The organism is Leptothrix mechoopdaensis (SeqCode), from assembly GCF_053893855.1.
On the sequence record NZ_CM132699.1, the window covers coordinates 1,603,496 to 1,623,507 of the forward strand.

17 protein-coding genes are annotated in these 20,012 nt (G+C 70.8%); 12 read left to right on the plus strand and 5 right to left on the minus strand.

Annotated features, from left to right (window positions below):
- The first annotated feature begins 68 nt into the window (after positions 1-68).
- From ACWA7K_RS07110 to clpB, 8 genes are all read left to right on the plus strand, one after another.
- The gene (locus ACWA7K_RS07110; protein WP_456167030.1) at positions 69-1,379 is read left to right on the plus strand and encodes a homoserine dehydrogenase; all 1,311 of its coding nucleotides are present in this window, start codon (positions 69-71) and stop codon (positions 1,377-1,379) included.
- 8 nt (positions 1,380-1,387) lie between these two features.
- Entirely contained in the window at positions 1,388-2,806 is a 1,419-nt protein-coding gene (gene thrC, locus ACWA7K_RS07115) for a threonine synthase (RefSeq protein WP_456167032.1), read from the plus strand.
- Positions 2,807-2,813: 7 nt separating this feature from the next.
- Positions 2,814-3,371 carry a molybdopterin-guanine dinucleotide biosynthesis protein B gene (gene mobB, locus ACWA7K_RS07120; RefSeq protein WP_456167034.1) on the plus strand — a complete coding sequence of 186 codons (558 nt, stop codon included), beginning with the start codon at positions 2,814-2,816 and terminating at the stop codon, positions 3,369-3,371.
- Positions 3,361-4,641 (plus strand): molybdopterin molybdotransferase MoeA, encoded by a 1,281-nt coding sequence (locus ACWA7K_RS07125; RefSeq protein ID WP_456167036.1) that lies wholly within the window; start codon positions 3,361-3,363, stop codon positions 4,639-4,641. The genes mobB and ACWA7K_RS07125 overlap by 11 nt, the downstream gene beginning before the upstream one ends.
- Positions 4,642-4,684: 43 nt before the next feature.
- Entirely contained in the window at positions 4,685-4,936 is a 252-nt protein-coding gene (locus tag ACWA7K_RS07130) for a MoaD/ThiS family protein (protein WP_456167038.1), read from the plus strand.
- Positions 4,937-4,957: 21 nt separating this feature from the next.
- Complete coding sequence (locus ACWA7K_RS07135) at positions 4,958-5,491, plus strand: molybdenum cofactor biosynthesis protein MoaE (protein WP_456167040.1); 534 nt, start codon at positions 4,958-4,960, stop codon at positions 5,489-5,491.
- Positions 5,488-5,880: a fluoride efflux transporter CrcB gene (crcB, locus tag ACWA7K_RS07140; RefSeq protein WP_456167042.1), complete on the plus strand. Its 393-nt coding sequence runs from the start codon at positions 5,488-5,490 to the stop codon at positions 5,878-5,880. Before ACWA7K_RS07135 ends, crcB begins: the two co-directional genes overlap by 4 nt.
- Before the next feature lie 150 nt (positions 5,881-6,030).
- Positions 6,031-8,622: an ATP-dependent chaperone ClpB gene (gene clpB / locus ACWA7K_RS07145; RefSeq protein WP_456167044.1), complete on the plus strand. Its 2,592-nt coding sequence runs from the start codon at positions 6,031-6,033 to the stop codon at positions 8,620-8,622.
- An 18-nt stretch (positions 8,623-8,640) separates the two neighbouring features.
- On the opposite strand, the gene ACWA7K_RS07150 is transcribed toward clpB, so the two are convergent.
- Positions 8,641-9,852, minus strand: a complete 1,212-nt coding sequence (locus ACWA7K_RS07150; protein WP_456167046.1) for a hypothetical protein — start codon at positions 9,850-9,852, stop codon at positions 8,641-8,643.
- Between the two features lie 192 nt (positions 9,853-10,044).
- Here ACWA7K_RS07150 and nadB point away from each other — a divergent pair, with 192 nt between their 5' ends.
- Positions 10,045-11,670: an L-aspartate oxidase gene (gene nadB / locus ACWA7K_RS07155; protein WP_456167048.1), complete on the plus strand. Its 1,626-nt coding sequence runs from the start codon at positions 10,045-10,047 to the stop codon at positions 11,668-11,670.
- 24 nt (positions 11,671-11,694) lie between these two features.
- Here nadB and ACWA7K_RS07160 read toward each other — a convergent pair whose 3' ends face one another.
- The 4 genes from ACWA7K_RS07160 to ACWA7K_RS07175 form a co-directional block, all read right to left on the minus strand.
- A complete protein-coding gene (locus ACWA7K_RS07160) occupies positions 11,695-11,979 on the minus strand; it encodes a late competence development ComFB family protein (protein ID WP_456167050.1) in 285 nt (94 codons plus the stop codon).
- 101 nt (positions 11,980-12,080) lie between these two features.
- Positions 12,081-13,223 carry a quinolinate synthase NadA gene (gene nadA, locus ACWA7K_RS07165; RefSeq protein ID WP_456167052.1) on the minus strand — a complete coding sequence of 381 codons (1,143 nt, stop codon included), beginning with the start codon at positions 13,221-13,223 and terminating at the stop codon, positions 12,081-12,083.
- Between the two features lie 88 nt (positions 13,224-13,311).
- On the minus strand, positions 13,312-14,400 hold the full coding sequence (locus tag ACWA7K_RS07170; RefSeq protein WP_456167054.1) for a hypothetical protein: 1,089 nt from the start codon (positions 14,398-14,400) through the stop codon (positions 13,312-13,314).
- 137 nt (positions 14,401-14,537) lie between these two features.
- Positions 14,538-15,944, minus strand: a complete 1,407-nt coding sequence (locus tag ACWA7K_RS07175; protein WP_456167056.1) for a hypothetical protein — start codon at positions 15,942-15,944, stop codon at positions 14,538-14,540.
- Between the two features lie 216 nt (positions 15,945-16,160).
- Between ACWA7K_RS07175 and ACWA7K_RS07180 the strand changes: the two genes are divergently transcribed.
- The 3 genes from ACWA7K_RS07180 to rraA are packed head-to-tail and all read left to right on the plus strand — an operon-like array spanning position 16,161 to position 19,975.
- Positions 16,161-17,447: an MFS transporter gene (locus ACWA7K_RS07180; RefSeq protein WP_456167058.1), complete on the plus strand. Its 1,287-nt coding sequence runs from the start codon at positions 16,161-16,163 to the stop codon at positions 17,445-17,447.
- Positions 17,448-17,496: 49 nt separating this feature from the next.
- Positions 17,497-19,434, plus strand: coding sequence for a protein-disulfide reductase DsbD (dsbD, locus tag ACWA7K_RS07185; RefSeq protein ID WP_456167060.1), 1,938 nt, complete (start codon positions 17,497-17,499; stop codon positions 19,432-19,434).
- A gap of 7 nt (positions 19,435-19,441) precedes the next feature.
- Complete coding sequence (rraA, locus tag ACWA7K_RS07190) at positions 19,442-19,975, plus strand: ribonuclease E activity regulator RraA (protein ID WP_456167062.1); 534 nt, start codon at positions 19,442-19,444, stop codon at positions 19,973-19,975.
- Positions 19,976-20,012: the final 37 nt, after the last annotated feature.

A 20,012-nucleotide genomic window follows, 5' to 3' on the forward strand; every position in this document is an offset into this window, starting at 1 on the left:
GCTGCGGCGCCGATCGAACCATCCGTTTTTCCTTTTCCATTGAACCTGGCGCTCCGCGTCTCGCTGTCATGAAACCCATCCAAGTCGGCCTGCTGGGCATCGGTACCGTCGGTAGCGGCGTCTTCGAGGTCCTGCGTCGCAACCAGGAAGAGATCAAGCGCCGCGCCGGTCGCGGCATCGAGCTGGTCATGGTCTCGCGCCGCGACCTGGCCAAGGCCCGCGAGATCGTCGGCGACCACGCCCAGGTCGTGGCCGATCCGCGCGACATCGTGCGCAACCCCGAGATCGACATCGTGGTCGAGCTGATCGGCGGCTACACGCTGGCCCGCGAGCTCGTGCTCGAGGCGATCGCCGCCGGCAAGCACGTCGTCACCGCCAACAAGGCGCTGCTGGCCGTGCATGGCACCGAGATCTTCGCGGCGGCCCGCGCCAAGGGTGTCATGGTGGCCTTCGAGGCGGCCGTCGCCGGTGGCATCCCGATCATCAAGGCGCTGCGCGAGGGCCTGACCGCCAACCAGATCCAGTGGGTCGCCGGGATCATCAACGGCACCACCAACTTCATCCTCAGCGAGATGCGCGACAAGGGCCTCGACTTCGAGGTCGTGCTCCAGGAAGCGCAACGCCTGGGCTATGCGGAAGCCGATCCGACCTTCGACATCGAGGGCGTCGACGCGGCCCACAAGGCCACGCTGATGAGCGCGCTGGCCTTCGGCATCCCGGTCCAGTTCGACCGCGCCCACGTCGAGGGCATCACCAAGCTGCAGGCCGCCGACATCCGCTACGCCGAACAGCTGGGCTACCGCATCAAGCTGCTGGGCATCGCGCGCCGCCAGGCCGCCGGCATCGAGCTGCGCGTGCACCCGACGCTGGTGCCGGCCAAGCGCCTGATCGCCAACGTCGAAGGTGCGATGAACGCGGTGATGGTGCAGGGCGACGCGGTCGGCACGACGCTCTATTACGGCAAGGGCGCCGGCAGCGAGCCGACCGCCAGTGCGGTCATCGCCGACCTGGTCGACATCACCCGCCTGCACACCGCCGACCCGGAACAGCGCGTGCCGCACCTGGCCTTCCAGCCCGACGAGCTGCACGCCACGCCGATCGTCACGATCGACCAGGTCGTGACCTCGTTCTACCTGCGCCTGCAGGTGGCCGACCAGAAGGGCGTGCTGGCCGCCATCACGCGCATCCTGGCCGAGTCCGACATCTCGATCGACGCGGTGCTGCAACGCGAGTCGGCCGAAGGCGAGGCCTCGACCGACGTGATCATCCTGACGCACGAGACCGTCGAGGGCCGCATGCGCGCCGCGCTGGTCCAGATGCAGGCCCTGCCGACCGTGCTCGCGCCGATCGTCAGCCTGCGCAAGGAAGAACTCGCCTGAGGCCCGCCATGAAGTACATCAGCACCCGAGGCGACCAGACCCTGCGCGGCTTCTCCGAGATCCTGCTGGAGGGCCTGGCGCCCGACGGCGGCCTCTACCTGCCGGTGACCTATCCGACGGTCGACACCGCCACGCTGGCCGCCTGGCGCGGCCTGTCGTACGCCGACCTGGCGTTCGAGATCCTGTCGCTCTACATCGACGACATCCCGGCCGACGACCTGCGCACGCTGGTGCGCAAGACCTACACCGCCGAGGTGTTCGGCAGCGCCGCGATCGTGCCGCTCAAGCCGCTCGAACCCGGCCTGATGCTTGAAGCCCTGTCGAACGGCCCGACGCTGGCCTTCAAGGACATGGCGATGCAGCTGCTGGGCAACCTGTTCGAGTACGAACTGGGCCGGCGCGGCGAGAGCCTGAACATCCTCGGCGCGACCTCCGGCGACACCGGCAGCGCAGCCGAACACGCGATGCGCGGCAAGCGCGGCGTCAACGTCTTCATGCTCAGCCCGCACGGCCGCATGAGCCCGTTCCAGCAGGCGCAGATGTTCAGCCTGCAGGACCCGAACATCCACAACCTCGCCGTCGAGGGCGTGTTCGACGACTGCCAGGACATCGTCAAGGCGGTTTCCAACGACCTGGCCTTCAAGCGCAAGTACCGCATCGGCACGGTCAACTCGATCAACTGGGCCCGGCTGCTGGCCCAGGTCGTCTACTACTTCGCCGGCTACTTCCAGGCCACCACGTCGAACGACGAGCGGGTCAGCTTCACGGTGCCGTCGGGCAACTTCGGCAACGTCTGCGCCGGCCATGTCGCGCGGATGATGGGCCTGCCGATCGCGCAGCTGGTGGTGGCGACCAACGAGAACAACGTGCTGGAAGAGTTCTTCCGCACCGGCACCTACCGGGTCCGCGGCAGCGCCGAGACCTGGGAGACCTCCAGCCCGTCGATGGACATCTCCAAGGCCAGCAACTTCGAGCGTTTCGTGTTCGACCTGCTGGGCCGCGACGGCGCGCGCACGCAGTCGCTGTTCGGTACGGCGCTGTCGCGCGAAGGCGTCTTCACTCTGTCGGCCGACGAGTTCGCCCGGGTGCCGGGCTATGGCTTCGTGGCCGGCCGCAGCACCCACGCCGACCGGCTGGCGACGATCCAGGTGACCTACCAGGCGCACGGCGTGCTGGTCGACACCCACACCGCCGACGGCCTGAAGGTGGCGCGTGAACGGCGCCAGGACGGCATCCCGATGATCGTGCTCGAGACCGCGCTGCCGGCCAAGTTCGAGGCCACGATCACCGAGGCGCTGGGCGATGCAGTCCATGCGCCGCGTCCGGCCCATCTGATCGACATCGAGTCGCGCCCGAAGCGCTTCGAGGTCGTGCCGGCCGACACCGACACGGTCAAGCGCTACATCGAATCGCACGTCTCGGTCTGAGCGCCCCATGCACGTCGTCGGTCTCTGCGGTGTCTCCGGTTCGGGCAAGACGACCCTGGCCGAGGGCCTGATCGCCGCGTTCCGGGCCCGCGGCCTGCGCGTGTCGGTCGTCAAGCACGCCCACAAGCGCTTCGACATCGACCTGCCGGGCAAGGACAGCTTCCGGCACCGCCAGGCCGGCGCCTTCGAGGTCGTCATCGCCAACGACCACCGGCTGGCCAAGGTGCGCGAGTTCGAGGCGCCCGAGGCGCTCGACGTCCACCAGATGCTGGCCGAGCTGATCGACCTGGGGCCGGAACACTGGGTGCTGGTCGAGGGCTTCAAGCACGCCAGCCTGCCCAAGATCGAGGTCTGGCGCGCGACACCCGGCGCGCAGGCGCTCTATGCGAGCGGTGATCCGCACGTGATCGCGCTGGCGGTGAAGGCGGGCGCCGAACTGCCGGCACCGACCGGGTTGCCGGTGCTGGATCTGGACCGGCCCGAGCGGATCGTCGAGTTCCTGCTGCAAGATCCGCGTCGCCATGCGTATCTCCCCCCCAGCGAGCCAGCCCCTCATGTCGACTGAACCCGCCCGCCGCCCCGCCGCTCCGCTGCTGCCGCTGGACGAGGCGCTGGCGCGGCTGCTGGCCACCGTCGCGCCGCTGCCGGCCTCGCGCCGCGAGACCGTGTCGACCTTTGCGGCGCGTGACCGGATCCTGGCCGAGGACGTGGCCTCGCTGCTGGACGTGCCGCCGGCCGACAACACCTCGATGGACGGCTATGCGCTGCGCGTCGCGGATCTTGCCGGCGACGAGACCCGGCTGCTGATCGGCCAGCGCATCCCCGCCGGCACCGTCGGCCAGCCGCTGCAGCCGGGCACCGCTGCGCGTGTGTTCACCGGCGCGCAGATCCCGGCCGGCGCCGATGCGGTCGTGATGCAGGAACAGACCCGCCACGAGCCGGCCAGCGACGGCGGTCTGGGGCATGTCGTGATCCAGGCGCCGGTCAGCGCCGGCCAGTGGATCCGCCGCCAGGGCGAGGACGTGCGCATCGGCAGCACGGTGCTGCCAGCCGGTGCGCGCCTGAATGCGGCGGCGCTCGGGCTGGCGGCCTCGGTCGGCGCCGCGAAGCTGGTGGTGGCGCCGCGCCCGCGTGTCGCGCTGTTCTCGACCGGCGACGAACTGGTCATGCCGGGCGAGCCGCTGCGGCCCGGCGCGATCTACAACTCGAACCGCTACACGCTGCGGGCGCTGCTCGAAGGGCTGGGTTGCGATGTCACCGACCTGGGCATCGTGCCCGACCGGCTGGCCGACACGCGCCAGGCGCTGCGCGACGCGGCGCAGTCGCATGACCTGATCCTGACCTCGGGCGGCGTCTCGGTCGGCGAGGAAGACCACATCAAGCCGGCGGTCGAGGCCGAAGGCCGGCTGCACCTGTGGCAGATCGCGATGAAGCCCGGCAAGCCGCTGGCCTTCGGCAGCGTGCGCCGGGCGATCGACACGCCCGATCCGGAACGCCACCTGGGCGCCTGGTTCATCGGCCTGCCCGGCAATCCGGTGTCCAGCTACGTCACCTGCCTGCTGCTGGTGCGCCCGGTGATCCGGCGTCTGCAGGGCGCGACCGAACTGGCGCCGAAGGCCTTCCCGCTGCGTGCCGACTTCGACTGGCCGCGCGCCGACAAGCGCCGCGAGTTCCTGCGCGTGCGTCTGAACGACCGTGGCGGGCTGGACCTGTTCCCGAACCAGAGCTCCGGCGTGCTGACCTCGGCCTGGTGGGCCGACGGGCTGGTCGACAACCCGGGCGGCCAGACGATCGCCGCCGGCGACACGGTGCGCTTCATCCCTTTCATCGAATAGTCTTTTCCCGACAAGGGTTTGGGCGCTATTTCTCAAGTTGAGCATGAAGATCCAGCTGCGTTATTTCGCCGCCCTGCGCGAAGCCCTCGGCCCCGGCGAGACGCTGGAGCTGGCCGCGCCGGCCACCGTCGCGCAGGTCCGTGACCTGCTGATCGCACGTGGCGGCATCCATGCGTCGGCGCTGGCCCGTGGCCGGGCCGTGCGGGCCGCGCTGAACCAGGCGATGGTGGCCGAGTCGGCCGAACTGGCCGACGGCGCCGAGCTGGCCTTCTTCCCGCCCGTCACCGGCGGCTGACCCTCCGCAGCAGACCCCGCCATGTCAACGCCGATGCCCAACCCCACGCCCCGTGTCTCCATCCAGACCGCCGACTTCGACCTGAGCGCCGAAGTCGCCGCACTGCGTGCCGGTGACGGCGGCGTCGGCGCGGTCACCAGCTTCGTCGGCACCGTGCGCGACCGCGACGACGGCGCGGGCATCCGCGGCATCAGCACGATGGAGCTGGAGCACTACCCCGGCATGACCGAACGTGCCATCGAGGCCATGATCGACGAGGCCATGCGCCGCTTCGACATCCGCGCCGCGCGGGTCATCCACCGGGTCGGCCTGCTGCAGGCGCTCGACCAGATCGTGCTGGTGGCCGTCAGCTCGGCGCACCGGGGCCAGTCCTTCCAGGCCTGCGAGTTCCTGATGGACTACCTGAAGTCCGAGGCGCCGTTCTGGAAGAAGGAGACCACGCCCGAGGGCGCTCGCTGGGTCGACGCGCGGGTCAGCGACGACGCGGCGGCGCGGCGCTGGGGCCTGTCGACCGCCAACGCGGCGCCGGGGAGCGAGCCGGGCGAACCGGCATGAGCGCATCCGTCTGGCTGCAGGCGGCGGCCGTCGCGTCCGGGTCTGCCGTCGGGGCGCTGGCACGCTGGCAGGTCGGCCTGCTGTTCAACCCGGTGTTCAAGGGCTTTCCGCTCGGCACCTGGCTGGTCAACGTGATCGGCGGCCTGCTGATCGGCATGGCGATGGTGGCGCTGCAGCGCTGGCCCGATCCGCTGCTGCGGCTGCTGCTGGTGACCGGCGTGCTGGGCGGCTTCACGACCTTCTCGTCGTTCTCGTCCGAATCGCTGGCGCTGCTGCAGGCCGGCCGCCACGGCTGGGCGCTGGCGCACACGCTGGCCCATGTCGTCGCCTCGCTGGCGGCGGCGGCTGGCGGCTTTGCGCTGGCCCGGGCGATCTGGCCGGCAGCCTGAAGTTCCGCGCCGGGCGGCCTGTCGGCGGGCGGGCTTGACGCAACGCAAGGTCGCCGCATCGCGCCGGCAGCGCGTCGGAAGCGCATCGGAAACGGCCTTGAAATGGTCGCGCGCCGCCTCATGTCGAGCAGCAATCGGAGGATCAACCCCATGCGTCTCGACAAGCTCACCACCGCCTTCCAGCAGTCGCTCGCCGACGCCCAGAGCCTGGCCGTCGCCCGCGACAACCCCTACATCGAACCGGCCCACCTGCTGGCCGCGATGCTGGCCCAGCCCGACGGCCCGCGCGCGCTGCTCGAACGCGCCGGCGCCGACGTCGCCGCGCTGAAGACCGCGATGGACACGCTCCTGAAGGGCTACCCCAGCGTGCAGGGCGGCGGGCCGATCCAGCCCGGTCGCGACCTGATGCAGCTGCTGCAGGCGACCGAGAAGGAGGCCGGCCAGCGCGGCGACCCGTTCATCGCCAGCGAGATGTTCCTGCTGGCGCTGGCCGATGCCCGCAACGACATCGGCGGCGTGGTGCGCGGCCACGGCTTGACGCGCAAGGCGCTGGAGGCCGCCATCGATGCGGTGCGCGGCGGCCAGAAGGTCGACTCGGCCGAAGCCGAGGGCCAGCGCGAGGCGCTCAAGAAATACACGCTCGACCTGACCGAGCGCGCCCGCCTGGGCAAGCTCGACCCGGTGATCGGCCGCGACGACGAGATCCGCCGCGCCATCCAGGTCCTGCAGCGGCGCAGCAAGAACAACCCGGTGCTGATCGGCGAACCGGGCGTGGGCAAGACCGCCATCGTCGAAGGGCTCGCCCAGCGCATCGTCAACGGCGAGGTGCCCGAGTCGCTCAAGAACAAGCGCGTGCTGGTGCTGGACATGGCCGGCCTGCTGGCCGGTGCCAAGTTCCGCGGCGAGTTCGAGGAGCGCCTGAAGTCCGTGCTGAAGGAAGTCGCGCAGGACGAGGGCCGCATCATCCTGTTCATCGACGAGCTGCACACGATGGTCGGCGCCGGCAAGGCCGAGGGCGCGATCGACGCCGGCAACATGCTCAAGCCGGCGCTGGCGCGCGGCGAGCTGCACTGCATCGGCGCGACCACGCTGGACGAGTACCGCAAGTACGTCGAGAAGGACGCCGCGCTCGAACGGCGTTTCCAGAAGGTGCTGGTCGACGAGCCCAGCGTCGAGGCGACCGTGGCGATCCTGCGCGGCCTGCAGGAGAAGTACGAGGTCCACCACGGCGTCGAGATCACCGACCCGGCGATCGTCGCGGCGGCTGAACTGAGCCACCGCTACATCACCGACCGCTTCCTGCCCGACAAGGCGATCGACCTGATCGACGAGGCGGCGGCCAAGATCAAGATCGAGAAGGACAGCAAGCCCGAGGCGATGGACCGGCTCGACCGCCGGCTGATCCAGCTGAAGATCGAACGCGAGGCGGTGCGCAAGGAGAAGGACGACGCCTCGGTCAAGCGCTTCGAGCTGATCGAGGACGAGATGCTCAAGCTGCAGCGCGAGCTCAACGACCTCGACGAGATCTGGAAGGCCGAGAAGGCGGCGGCGCTGGGCAGCGAGGACCTGCTGGCCGAACGCGACCGGATCCGCTCGCAGATCGAGGACCTGACGCGCAAGGGCCTGTTCAACCAGGTTGCCGAGCTGCAGTACGGCCGCCTGCCCGAGATCGAGAAGCGGCTGAAGGCCTCGCAGGACGCCGAGGCCGGCAAGAAGGGCACCGGCCGTCCGCAGCTGCTGCGCACGATGGTGGGCGCCGAGGAAATCGCCGAGGTGGTCTCGCGCGCCACCGGTATCCCGGTGTCCAAGCTGATGCAGGGCGAGCGCGACAAGCTGCTGAAGATGGAGACGAAGCTGCACGAGCGCGTCGTCGGCCAGCAGGAGGCGATCGTCGCGGTGGCCAACGCGATCCGGCGTTCGCGCGCCGGCCTGTCGGACCCGAACCGGCCGCTGGGCAGCTTCCTGTTCCTGGGCCCGACCGGCGTGGGCAAGACCGAGCTGTGCAAGGCGCTGGCGGGTTTCCTGTTCGACAGCGAGGACCACATGATCCGCATCGACATGAGCGAGTTCATGGAGAAACACTCGGTCTCGCGCCTGATCGGCGCGCCGCCCGGCTATGTCGGCTATGACGAGGGCGGCTTCCTGACCGAGGCGGTGCGGCGCAAGCCCTACAGCGTGGTGCTGCTCGACGAGGTCGAGAAGGCCCATCCGGACGTCTTCAACGTGCTGCTGCAGGTGCTCGACGATGGTCGGCTGACGGACGGCCAGGGCCGCACGGTCGACTTCAAGAACACCGTCATCGTGATGACCAGCAACCTGGGCTCGCAGCTGATCATGCAGATGGCCGGCCAGGACAGCGAGGTCATCCGCGAGGCGGTCTGGGAGGAGGTCAAGCAGCACTTCCGGCCGGAATTCCTCAACCGCATCGACGAGTCGGTGGTGTTCCACGCGCTCGACCGCAGCCACATCGAGGCGATCGCGAAGATCCAGCTCAAGGGGCTGGAAGGCCGGCTGGCCAAGATGGAGATGGCGCTGGAGGTCTCGCCCGAGGCGCTGGCCGAACTCGCCAAGGTCGGCTTCGACCCGCTGTTCGGCGCCCGCCCGCTCAAGCGCGCGATCCAGCAGCGCATCGAGAACCCGGTCGCCCGGCTGATCCTGGAAGGCCGCTTCGGGCCGAAGGATGTCGTGCCGGTCAACGTCTCGGCCGACGGCCAGTTCGAGTTCGGCCGCACGGTCCACTGACCGCGCGGGCCCGGGGCCTCAGATCACGGGGCCCCGGGGCAAGGCCGCGTCGAGCGCCATCAGCTTCGGGCGCAGCTGCGGCCAGTCGGTCTGGGTGGGCGTGAAGATCACGTGCATCGCGATGCCCGGGTGGCTGTGCAGCATGCGCAGGCCCTGGGCGTGATGGCCGCCCATCAGCAGCAGCTCGTCGGCGGCGCCGTCCAGGCCCAGCTGCTTGCGGTTGCTGGCGGCGGCGGCCAGCAGCAGGGTGCCGCGTCGCGCCAGTTCAGGGGGCTTCGGGTTCAGGCCGGCGTGGGCCAGCACCCGGCTGGTCGAGACCTCGAACAGGCAGATGTCGCGGATGCCCGGCAGCGCGATGACCTCGTGGACGAAGCGCTCCATCGGCTTGGGCCGGGCGCTGCCGCTGCGGGTGTCGGGCATCGGCTGGCGGACGTCGCGGGCCGGTGCCAGCGTGTCGAGCAAGGCCAGCTCGCGGCCATCGCGGCTCTGCTGGGTCTGGATGTGGTTCCAGGTCGCGCTCAGGTAGGCCCAGGCCTCGGCCGGTCGGCTGACCATCGGCGCCAGCCGGGTCTGCACGCCGGCTCCGGCGGTCAAGCCGCCCGCAACCGACTTCAGCGCGATCGCGGTGGCCGGCGCCAGCGGCATCAGCTGCAGGTGCGGGCATGACCAGGCCGGGCTGAACAGCAGTTCGCGCAGCGGCTGCAGCTGCTCGGGCACGGCGTGGCTGGGCAGGTCGCCCATCATCACGACCGACAAGGTGGCGCGGCTCAGCAGCACGCGGGTCAGCGCCGTGCGCGACTGGGTGTCGGTGTCGGCGTCGGTGCTGTAGATGCGCACCAGGCTCGAACCGGTCGTCGGGCAGTCGACGAATTCGAGGCTCGCCAGGGTCGTGCCGTAACCCTGGCGCCGGATCACCAGGCGCTGGACCGGCCGGCCGGCCGCCGCCGCGACGGCCTGCAGCAGGTGGCTGGCGGCGTGGCAGGCCAGGTCATGCAGGGCGATGTAGGACGGCTGGAGGTGGTCGAACTGCTGTTCCAGCGCATCGCCGACCTCGCAGGAGACGAACAGCTCGCGGGTCTGGTTGCCGACCGCGCGGCCGATGTCGGGGCGTTCGCCCAGGTAGTCGCCGGGATTGGGCGCGATCAGCGTGTGGATCTGGCTGTCGGGTCCGGCATCGCGCACGGTGTCGAAGGTCGAGTGGCGCGACGGCAGTTCGATCGGACGGTTCATGCCGGTGCCTCCGGGTCCCGTTGGACGGTGCGCTGGATCGGGCTGCAAGCCGGTCCCCGCGTGGCGGCGAGGACGAAAGCGTCTGCAGCATTTGTTTACATTCGGTCATCCTATCATCCGGCCCCCCACCGACAGCGATAACCCAGGCGGACGTCACCAGACGGCGCGCGGGTGTCGTGCAAAAGCTGCTTCATGAGCTCCATTCCCGTTTCCGAAGACCTGCCCGTCGTCATCATCGGCGCCGGCCTGGCCGGCCTGACCGTCGCGCTGCACCTGGCGCAACAGGGCCGCGAGGTGATCGTGCTGGCCAAGCGCAACCTCGAGGAATCGGCGACGGCCTGGGCGCAGGGCGGCATCGTCGGCGTGCTGGGCGACGACGACAGCGTCGACAGCCATGTGCGCGACACCCAGGAAGCCGGCGCCGGCCTGGTCGACGAACACACCGCCCGCTTCATTGCCGAACGCAGCGCCGAGGCGGTCAGCTGGCTGGTCGACCGGGGCGTGCCGTTCTCGCCTGACCCGGAAGGCCCGCTGGGCCTGCACCTGACGCGCGAGGGCGGCCATGCCGTGCGGCGCATCGCCCACGCGGCCGACGCCACCGGCAAGGCGATCCACGAGGCGTTGCTGGCGGAGGTCAAGCAGCACCCGCGCATCTCGCTGCGGGCGCGCTGGATGGCGGTCGACCTGATCACCTCGCGCCACGTGCGCCGCAACGAGGCGCCGCGCTGCTACGGCGTCTACGCGCTCAACATCGACAGCCGCCGGGTCGAGGCCCTGCCGGCCGGCGCGGTCGTGCTGGCCAGCGGCGGCGCCGGCAAGGTCTACCGCTACACGACCAATCCGGACACCTCCACCGGCGATGGCATCGCGATGGCTTGGCGGGCCGGCTGCCGGGTCGGCAACATGGAGTTCATCCAGTTCCACCCGACCTGCCTCTACCACCCGCAGGACCGCAGTTTCCTGATCACCGAGGCGCTGCGCGGCGAGGGCGGCGTGCTGCGCCTGCCCGACGGCACGCGCTTCATGCCGCAGCATGACGAACGCGCCGAACTGGCGCCGCGCGACGTGGTGGCCCGCGCGATCGACTTCGAGATGAAGCGCCACGGCCTGGACCATGTGTGGCTCGACGCCACGCACCTCGGCGAAGCCTTCCTGCGCGAGCATTTCCCGACCATCCACGCGCGCTGCCTGGCGCTGGGCATCGACATCGCGAAGCAGCCGATCCCCGTCGTGCCGGCCGCGCACTACACCTGCGGCGGCGTCGTCACCGACCTGCACGGCCGCACCGACCTGCCGGGGCTGCACGCGGTCGGCGAGACCACCTACACCGGCCTGCATGGCGCCAACCGGCTGGCGAGCAACTCGCTGCTGGAATGCGTGGTGCTGGGGCGGACCTGCGCCGAGGCGATCCTGGCGCGGCCGTCCGAGCCGCGTCCGGCCGTGCCGGCCTGGGACGAGAGCAAGGTCGAGGACGCCGACGAGCAGGTCGTCATCTCGCACAACTGGGACGAACTGCGCCTGCTGATGTGGAACTACGTCGGCATCGTGCGGACCACCCGCCGACTGGAGCGGGCGCTGCACCGCATCGAGTTCCTGCGCGGCGAGATCGACGACTACTACAAGAACTTCCGCGTCAACCGCGACCTGCTGGAGCTGCGCAACCTGGTCGACTGCGCCGAGCTGATCGTGCGTTCTGCGCTGATGCGCCACGAGAGCCGCGGGCTGCACTTCAGCCGCGACTTCCCGGACACGCTGCCGGTCAGCTTCCCGACCATCCTGGTGCGCGAGGCCCGGCGCCGGACGATCGACGCCGGCTGAGCGGCCGTTGCGCCGACGGGTGCGTCAGCGCCGCGCCCGCATCGCGATGCGCGCCTGCACGAACTCGAAGGCGAAGCTGACCGCGTCGCTGATGGTCTGTTCCATCGACAGGCGCTCCTTCTCGGTCAGGTAGAAGGCCAGGTCGACGGTGTGGCGGATGTAGCGCGCACCGAGCCGGTTCAGCGCCACGCAGGCGACATCGGGCAGCTGTTCGGCGCTCAGGTAGGGGTAGTTCGGCGCCATGCGGGCGACCGCGTCGAACACCGGTCGTTCGTAGTGGTTGTGCACGGAGCTGAAATCGGGCGTCATGGCAGGCGGTTCCGCTGAGGTCTGTCTGTCGGGCTTATCGGCCAGCCGGCGCCCGACTTGAACAATCCCGCAGGACCGGTGCGCGCGCCGTGACAGGCTGCTCAGGCCGCGCCCATGCCCGACGCGAGCGGCGACACCGCCATCGGCCGGGCCACCGCCGCCGGTTGGGCGGCGACGAAGTCGAGCATCCGGCGGATGCAGCCTTCGGCCTGGCTGCGGATCGGCTCGTCGACGTGGATCTCGCCCTGGCCCTGCTCCAGGCAGTCGATCACGCCCTGCAGCGCGTTCATCGCCATCCACGGGCAGTGCGCGCAGCTCTTGCAGGTGGCGCCGTTGCCGGCGGTCGGGGCCTCGATCAGCACCTTGTCCGGCGCGGCCTGGCGCATGCGGTGGAACATGCCGTTGTCGGTCGCGACGATGAACTCGCGCGCGTCCAGCTCGATCACCGCCTTGAGCAGCTGCGCGGTCGAGCCGACCACGTCGGCCTGTTCGACGACGTGCTGCGGCGACTCCGGGTGGACCAGGATCTTCGCCTTCGGATGCTCGCGGCGCAGCAGCTCCAGCTCCAGGCCCTTGAACTCGTCGTGGACGATGCAGGCGCCGTTCCACATCAGCATGTCGGCACCGGTCTCGCGCTGGATGTAGCCGCCCAGGTGGCGGTCCGGCGCCCACAGGATCTTGCTGCCCTGGGCATGCAGATGGCGCACGATCGGCAGCGCACAGCTGCTGGTGACCATCCAGTCGGCACGTGCCTTCACGGCCGCGCTGGTGTTGGCGTAGACCACGACGGTGCGGTCCGGGTGGGCATCGCAAAAGGCGCTGAAGGCGTCGGCCGGGCAGCCCAGGTCGAGCGAGCAGGTGGCGTCCAGGTCGGGCATCAGCACGCGCTTGGCGGGCGACAGGATCTTGGCGCTCTCGCCCATGAACCGGACCCCGGCGACGACCAGCGTCTGCGCCGCGTGATCACGGCCGAAACGCGCCATCTCGAGCGAATCGGAGACGCAGCCGCCGGTCTCCATCGCCAGGTCCTGCAGGTCGCCGTCGACGTAGTAGTGGGCGACCAGCACGGCGCCGCGCGCCTTCAGCAGCTCGGCCGCGCGGGCCTTGAGCGTGCGGCGCTGGTCCGGCGTCAGCGGTGCCGGCACCTTGGCCCACGCATGGGCCGTGCAGGTGGCGCCGCTGGCGTCCTGCTGGTCGTAGTCGAACTGGGCGGTGCGGGCGGTGCTGGCGGGGGTCGTGGTCATGGCGGGATGCTGCGGCAACGGAAAGGCTCGGGTCGGGGCAGGGGCTCCCCGACCGGGCCGGCATGCTAGCCCAGCACCGCTGCCCGGGTCACGCCGGGGCCAGCGTGTTGCGGGCGACGGTGGCCATCCAGCGCAGCTCGGCCGGATCGGTCGTGCCGGCGTCGCCGAGAGCCAGCAGCGCCAGGCCGCGGCCATCGTCGGGCAGACGCAGCAGCAGGTGCTGGCGCTGGTCCTCGGTCCAGCTCAGGACGTCGGCGGGCTCGTTCTCCTGAGACGACGCGGCGTCGTGGCCGTCCGGGCGCCAGCCTTGCGCGACGCGGCGCGTCTGGGTCGCGCCGGAGGCCAGCCAGTCGGCATCGCCGCGCTGCGCCAGCAAGGACGCGTCGGCCAGCCGCAGCACCGCACAGGCGCGCACGCCGGGCACGGCGATCAGCTGGTCGCAGGCGACGTGGTGCAGGCGGTCGGGCTCGCCCAGCGGTGGCAGTGCGGGTTTCTGCGGCGCCGTCTGCTGAGCCGCAGGCGCTTCGGCCGGACGCGCCGCCTCGGACGAGCTGAGCGGGCTGGCGGGGGCGCCTGACGGGATCGAGACGAGCCGGTTCAGGCGCTGGGGTTTCGGACGTGACACGCGGGGCTCCCGGTCGGGCGGGCTGGGGGGGTGCGGGCTGGCCGGAACGACCGACAGGCCGATCGGTTCGAGCATGACCCGCCGCAGCAGGTCGAGGTTCCAGCCCGGGCGACCGGCGCGCGGCCAGCCGAACGGCTGGGCGCGCACGCCGCCCGGCCAGGCGTGGCGGCGCAGGCGGGCCTCGCGGGTCGGGTGTTCGAGCGGCGTGGCGATCTGCCAGACAGGGCCCTGCCAGCCTTCCGAACCCAGCGCACGCGCCAGCTGGTTCTGCCAGTCGAGGTCCTTGTCGCTGCCGCCCATCACGACCAGGCGATCGGCCTGCCGCATCAGCGACAGCGCCAGCCGCAGCGATGCCGCGTGGTGGGGCAGGGTGCGCAGCAGCAGCACGCTGAGCGCACGACCGTCCAGCGTCAGCTCGACGTGTTCGACGTGCAGCAGCGGCGCCAGCTGGCCTTCGCGGCGCATCGCCAGTTCCGTCAGCACGCCGGAGCCGGCTTCGGCCAGGTCGACCATCGCCAGCGCCGGCCAGTGCCGGCTCGGGTCCCAGATCACCAGCCAGGCGTGTTCGTTCGCCGCCGTCCGCCCGAAGATCCGGGCCAGCGGCGGCGCGTCGGGCTGCGCGTCGGTGGTGCGCAGCTCGCGCTTGCGCAGCCGGATCGGCGCAGGCCCCGTCCCGCTTCGGGTCTCGCTCAGTTCAGCACCTGCTGGGCTTCCATGATCCGGAACCGGGTCATCGCGAGGTTGCTGCGCAGCTTGTCGAGGACGGCCAGGATGAAGTAGTCCGGATGCGCCTGCAGCGTGCGCAGGATGTGATAGCGGCTGCCGGCCGTCACCAGCACCTCGTCGACCGGATCGTTGACGCGTGAATGGCCCAGCTGACGCAGCGTGCGGCGGTGCACGCGCAGCACCTCGCTGGCGGCGACGGCGGCGCGGTCGATGTCCGGACCGCGGCCTTCGCTGGCCACCACCTGGCCGGAATTGACGTCCACGAGCGCCGCGAAGATCAGGCCGTCCAGCAGCATCAGCTCATGCAGGACGCTGGTGGCGCGCTGGGCGTCCGGCGCACGCCGGGCCGCTTCTCCCGCACCGGCACCTTCGCCACCGATCGCGCTCGGATAGGCCGAGGCGGCCGACGGATAGGCCGGCGCCGCCACCAGCACGGTGGTCGTGTTGTTGGTGTGGACGCTCTCGTTGTGCGGTGCCGGGCTGAGCGCGGGCGGGTAGGTCGGTGCGAAGGCCGACGCCAGGCCGAAGCCGCTCGGGCCGGCATCGGCACGCGGACCGCTCGGGGCGGCCGCCGCCGGGTTGACGTTGGCCGGACGGGCCGATGCCGAGGCCTGGCCGCCCGGGTTGCCCTTCAGGTTGTTCCAGTGCGCCAGCAGCTTGTTCCAGACCGCGCTGGCGCTGGTCAGCGGCTCGGCCAGCGTCTGCACCTGCATGCCGGCCGGCCAGCCCATCGCCTCGATCTTGTTGCTGATCCAGGCGGCGCCCACCGGCAGCAGGAACAGCAGGTGAGGGCAGTGCCAGGTGTCGCTGGCGATCGCGCTGCGCAGCTGCGTCAGCATCTCGTCGATCGCCGACGGCGGCAGCGGACCGACGATGACGGCGGTCAGGTCCGAGCGCTCCATCAGCGCGTAGGGGATGGCGTTGACGTCCGCGCCCTGGCCGCGCACATCGGCGTGGTAGACCTTCAGCGTGTCGCCGGCCCGGCGCGGCAGCGTCGTGCGCTCGATCATCGCGAGCGTGTTCAGCGTCGTCTGGTCGCGCAGGTGCAGGCGTTCGACCGGCTGGCCGCTGGCATCGGCCAAGGCCTTGATCACCGCTGCGGCCCACATCTGGGCCGGGTCGTGCAGGCTGATGATGCGCTGGTCGGCGCCAGTCTCTTCACGGTTGCCGGCGAAATGGGCCCGCATCGCCTGGGCGGGCGAACCGGTCACGAACAGGTCGCGCAGGTTGCGGTCGACGATCTGGCCCCGGTCATCGACCTCGCCCGCGACCGATTCGAGTATGGCGGTGGCAACGAACTCGGGCTGCGACTCGCGCCGCTCCGCCGGCTCGCGCAGCGGCGCCAAATCTCCAAACAGGCTTTTCAGCATGAATTCCTCGTCGTCGCGGCGGATGGCCCGGCGGTCAGCAGTTTCCAAAACATCCGGGTCGTCGGCGGGGCCCGGACAGCACGTACTTTAGTCGCATGGGTTACGCCCGCAAACCGCTGGGCGCAACAGTTGGAAACAGGTTGGGCCGGCCACCGTGCAGGTGCCACGACCAGCCTTGCGGCTGCGCCACGCCGGGCGCGCTCCTATGATCGCGAGATGTCCTCATCCGCAGCTGCCTTCGCCCCGGAACCGCCCGCAGACGCCCTGCGCCGGGATGCCCGGACCATCGGCCTGGTCGGCCTCGTTCACGGCACGTCCCACTTCTTCCACCTGCTGCTGCCGCCGCTTTTCCCCCATTTCATGCGGGAATTCGGCCTGAGTTATTCCCAGCTCGGCCTGCTGGTCACGGTGTTTTTCGTGATATCCGGCGTCGGGCAGGCGCTGTCGGGTTTCCTGGTCGACCGCGTCGGCGCCCGGCCGGCCCTGTTCGGTGCGCTCGGCTGTTTTGTCGTCGCCGCGCTGCTGGCGGCCGGATCGGAGGGTTATGCCGGCCTGCTGCTGGCCTCGGCGATGGCCGGACTGGGCAACGCGCCGTTCCATCCGGTCGATTTCACGATCCTCAACCGCCGCGTCTCGACCCCGCGTCTGGGCCACGCCTACTCGGTCCACGGCATCAGCGGCAACCTGGGCTGGGCGCTGTCGCCGATCTTCTCGACCGAGCTGTTCGCGCTGACCGGCTCGCTGCGCTGGACCTACGCGGCCGTCGCCTGCGTCGCGCTGGTGGTGCTGGCGATCGTCTGGTGGCGACGTGACGACCTGGACGACCGCGCCGCGCTGCGCCGGGAACCCGAGGCCGCCAAGGCCACGTCGCCGTCGGCCCGCCCGGCTGGCGCCAGCACCTTCGGCTTCCTGCGCCTGCCGTCGGTCTGGCTGTGTTTCTCGTTCCTGTTCTTCACGACCAGCGCGCTGGCGGCGATCCAGAGCTTCGCCAGCCCGGCCCTGCAGCTGCTGCACGGCGTGCCGCTGCGCTGGTCGGCCTGGGTCGTCAGCGCCTACATGGTCTGCGGTGCGCTGGGCATGGTGGCCGGCGGTTTCCTGCTGGCCCGCGCCGAACGGCTGGAACCGCTGATCGCCCGGGCGCTGATGCTGGCCGGCACCTTCCTGGTCCTGGCCGCGACGCCGTGGGTGCCGGGCTGGCTGGCGCTGGCGCTGGTCTCGCTGGCGGGCATCGGCACGGGACTGGCCGGACCGTCACGCGACATGCTGATCCGCCGCGCGGCGCCGCCCGATGCGTCCGGACGGGTCTACGGCACGGTCTATTCCGGCCTGGACCTGGGTTTCTCGGTCGCCGCACCGATCTTCGGCTGGCTGCTCGACCGCGGCCATCCGGCCGGGGTGCTGGTCGGTTCGGCCCTGGCACTGGGCGCGGCGGTGCTGGCCTCGTCGCTGGTCGGGCGACATACCGCACGCCGGACCGCTTCCATCGCGGCCGCGTCTGCCTGAGATCAGACGGTCCGCCGCCCGGCGCGGCGACAATTTCCGGATGCATGTCATGAGTCTTTTCTCGTTGCGGTCTTCGCGCCGTGTCGGCCGCGCCTGTTGGGCGCTGTTCGGTCTGCTCGCCCTGCTGTTCGGCCTCGGGCTGTCGGCCCGCGCCGCCGAGTTCCTGGAGCCCGACAAGGCCTTCCTGCTCTCCGCCCGCAGCCCGGACGGTGCCCAGATCGAGGTGCGCTTCGACATCGTCGACGCGTACTACATGTACCGCGAGCGTCTGGCCATCGCCGCCGCGCCCGAGGGCGTGCAGCTGGGCACGCCGGTGATCCCGCCCGGCAAGGTCAAGTTCGACGAGACCTTCCAGAAGGACGTCGAGACCTGGCGCCACGAACTCGTCTTCCAGGTCCCCGTGAAGGCCGCGCCGGCCGAGTTCAAGCTGCTGGTGACGAGCCAGGGCTGTGCCGACGCCGGCCTGTGTTACCCGCCGCGCGAGCAGGTGCTGAAGGTCCGCACCGATGGCGGCGCGATCCGCTCGGTCGAGGTGATGGGCGAGGAAGCCGGTCTGGCCTGGACGCCGGCCGCTGGCGAGGTCCGCCCGATCACCGCCGTCGCGGTGGCATCGGCGACGCCGACCGCCACGGCGACCGCAGACCCGAAAGCCGGCGACGCGGTCTCGCGCGCCTTGCGTTCGGGCAGCCTGTGGAGCGTCGTCGCGGTGTTCGCGCTCGCCGGCCTGCTGCTGTCGTTCACGCCCTGCGTGCTGCCGATGGTGCCGATCCTGTCGTCGATCATCGTCGGGCAGGGCGCGGCAACGTCGCGTGGCCGGGGCCTGATGCTGTCGATCAGCTACTCGCTGGGCATGGCGCTGGTCTACACGCTGTTCGGCGTGCTGGCCGGCCTGGCCGGCGAAGGCCTGGCCGCCACCTTGCAGACGCCCGCCGTGCTGGGTGCCTTCGCCGCGCTGCTGGTGCTGCTGTCGCTGTCGATGTTCGGCGCCTACGAGCTGCAGATGCCGGCGTCGCTGCAGACCCGCCTGACGGCCTGGTCGGGCTCGCTGGGCGGCGCGTCCGGTGGCGGTCATCACCTGGGCGTGTTCGTGATGGGCGGCATCTCCGCGCTGATCGTCGGCCCCTGCGTGGCCGCGCCGCTGGCCGGCGCGCTGCTCTACATCTCGCAGACCCGCGACGTGCTGGTCGGCGCGGTGGCGCTGTTCTCGCTGGCCTGCGGCATGAGCGTGCCGCTGCTGCTGGTGGGTGCCTCGGCCGGCTCTCTGCTGCCGCGTGCGGGTGCCTGGATGGACGGCGTCAAGCGCTTCTTCGGCATCACGATGCTGGCGGTGGCGATCTGGATGCTGAGCCCGGTCATCCCGACCTGGGTCGCGATGGCCGCCTGGGGCCTGCTGCTGATCGTCTCGGCCGTGCTGCTGGGGCTGCTGGACCGCCTGCCCGAGTCCGCCTCGATGCTGGCGCGCAGCGCCAAGGGCCTGGCGCTGGTGCTGGCGCTGGTCGGCGCGGCGCAGTGGGTCGGCCTGCTGTCCGGCGGCCGTTCGGTGCTGCAGCCGCTGGGCCATCTGGCCGGATCGTCGACCGCTGCGGGCGCAGGCGGCAACACCGGCGCGAAGGCGCCGACCGATGCCGCGCTGGCCAGCTACCGGCGCATCAAGACCTCGGCCGAACTCGACCAGATCCTGAAGACCGCCGGCCAGCCGGTGATGCTGGACTTCTATGCCGACTGGTGCGTGTCCTGCAAGGAGTTCGAGCAGTTCACCTTCCCCGACCCGCAGGTGCAGGCCCGTCTCGCTGGCGCGCTGCTGCTGCAGGCCGACGTGACGGCCAACGACGCGGCCGATCGCGAGCTGCTCAAGCGCTTCGACCTGTTCGGCCCGCCCGGCATCCTGTTCTTCGACGCCCAGGGCCAGGAACGCGGCGCCGCCCGCGTGATCGGCTACCAGAACGTCCCGCAATTCCTGAAGAGCCTGACCAGCGCCGGCCTTTGAGACCACGATGACCACCTCCGCACCCGCCTACGCCCCCGCTCACCTGCCCGTTCCCGCCACCTGCGACCTCTGTGACGTCCACAAGGGCGACCGCAGCGGCGCCTTCCGCGTGCTGCCGCCGGTGTTCCACCGCTACGGCGGGCGGGCGGCCTTCGCCGGCACCGTCGTGACGGTCAAGTGCTTCGAGGACAACACCAGCGTCAAGCAGCTGCTCGAAGGCCCCGGCCTCGGCCGCGTGCTGGTGGTCGACGGCGGTGGTTCGCTGCGGCGTGCGCTGGTCGGCGGCAACATCGCCGCGGCGGCGGCGCGCAACGGCTGGGCCGGCGTGGTGGTCGACGGCTGCGTGCGCGACGTCGCCGAGCTGGCCGCCTGCGATGTCGGCGTGCTGGCACTCGCGCTGATGCCGCTGCCGACCGAACGCCGCGCGCCTGGCGAGGTCGACGTGCCGGTGCAGCTGCAGGGCGTCACCGTGCGGCCGGGCGAGTGGCTGTGCGCCGATGCCGACGGCGTCGTCGTGATGGCGCAGTCGCCCGCCGCCTGAAGCTGCCAGCTCAAGTTCCGTTCGCGTCTGCCGATAG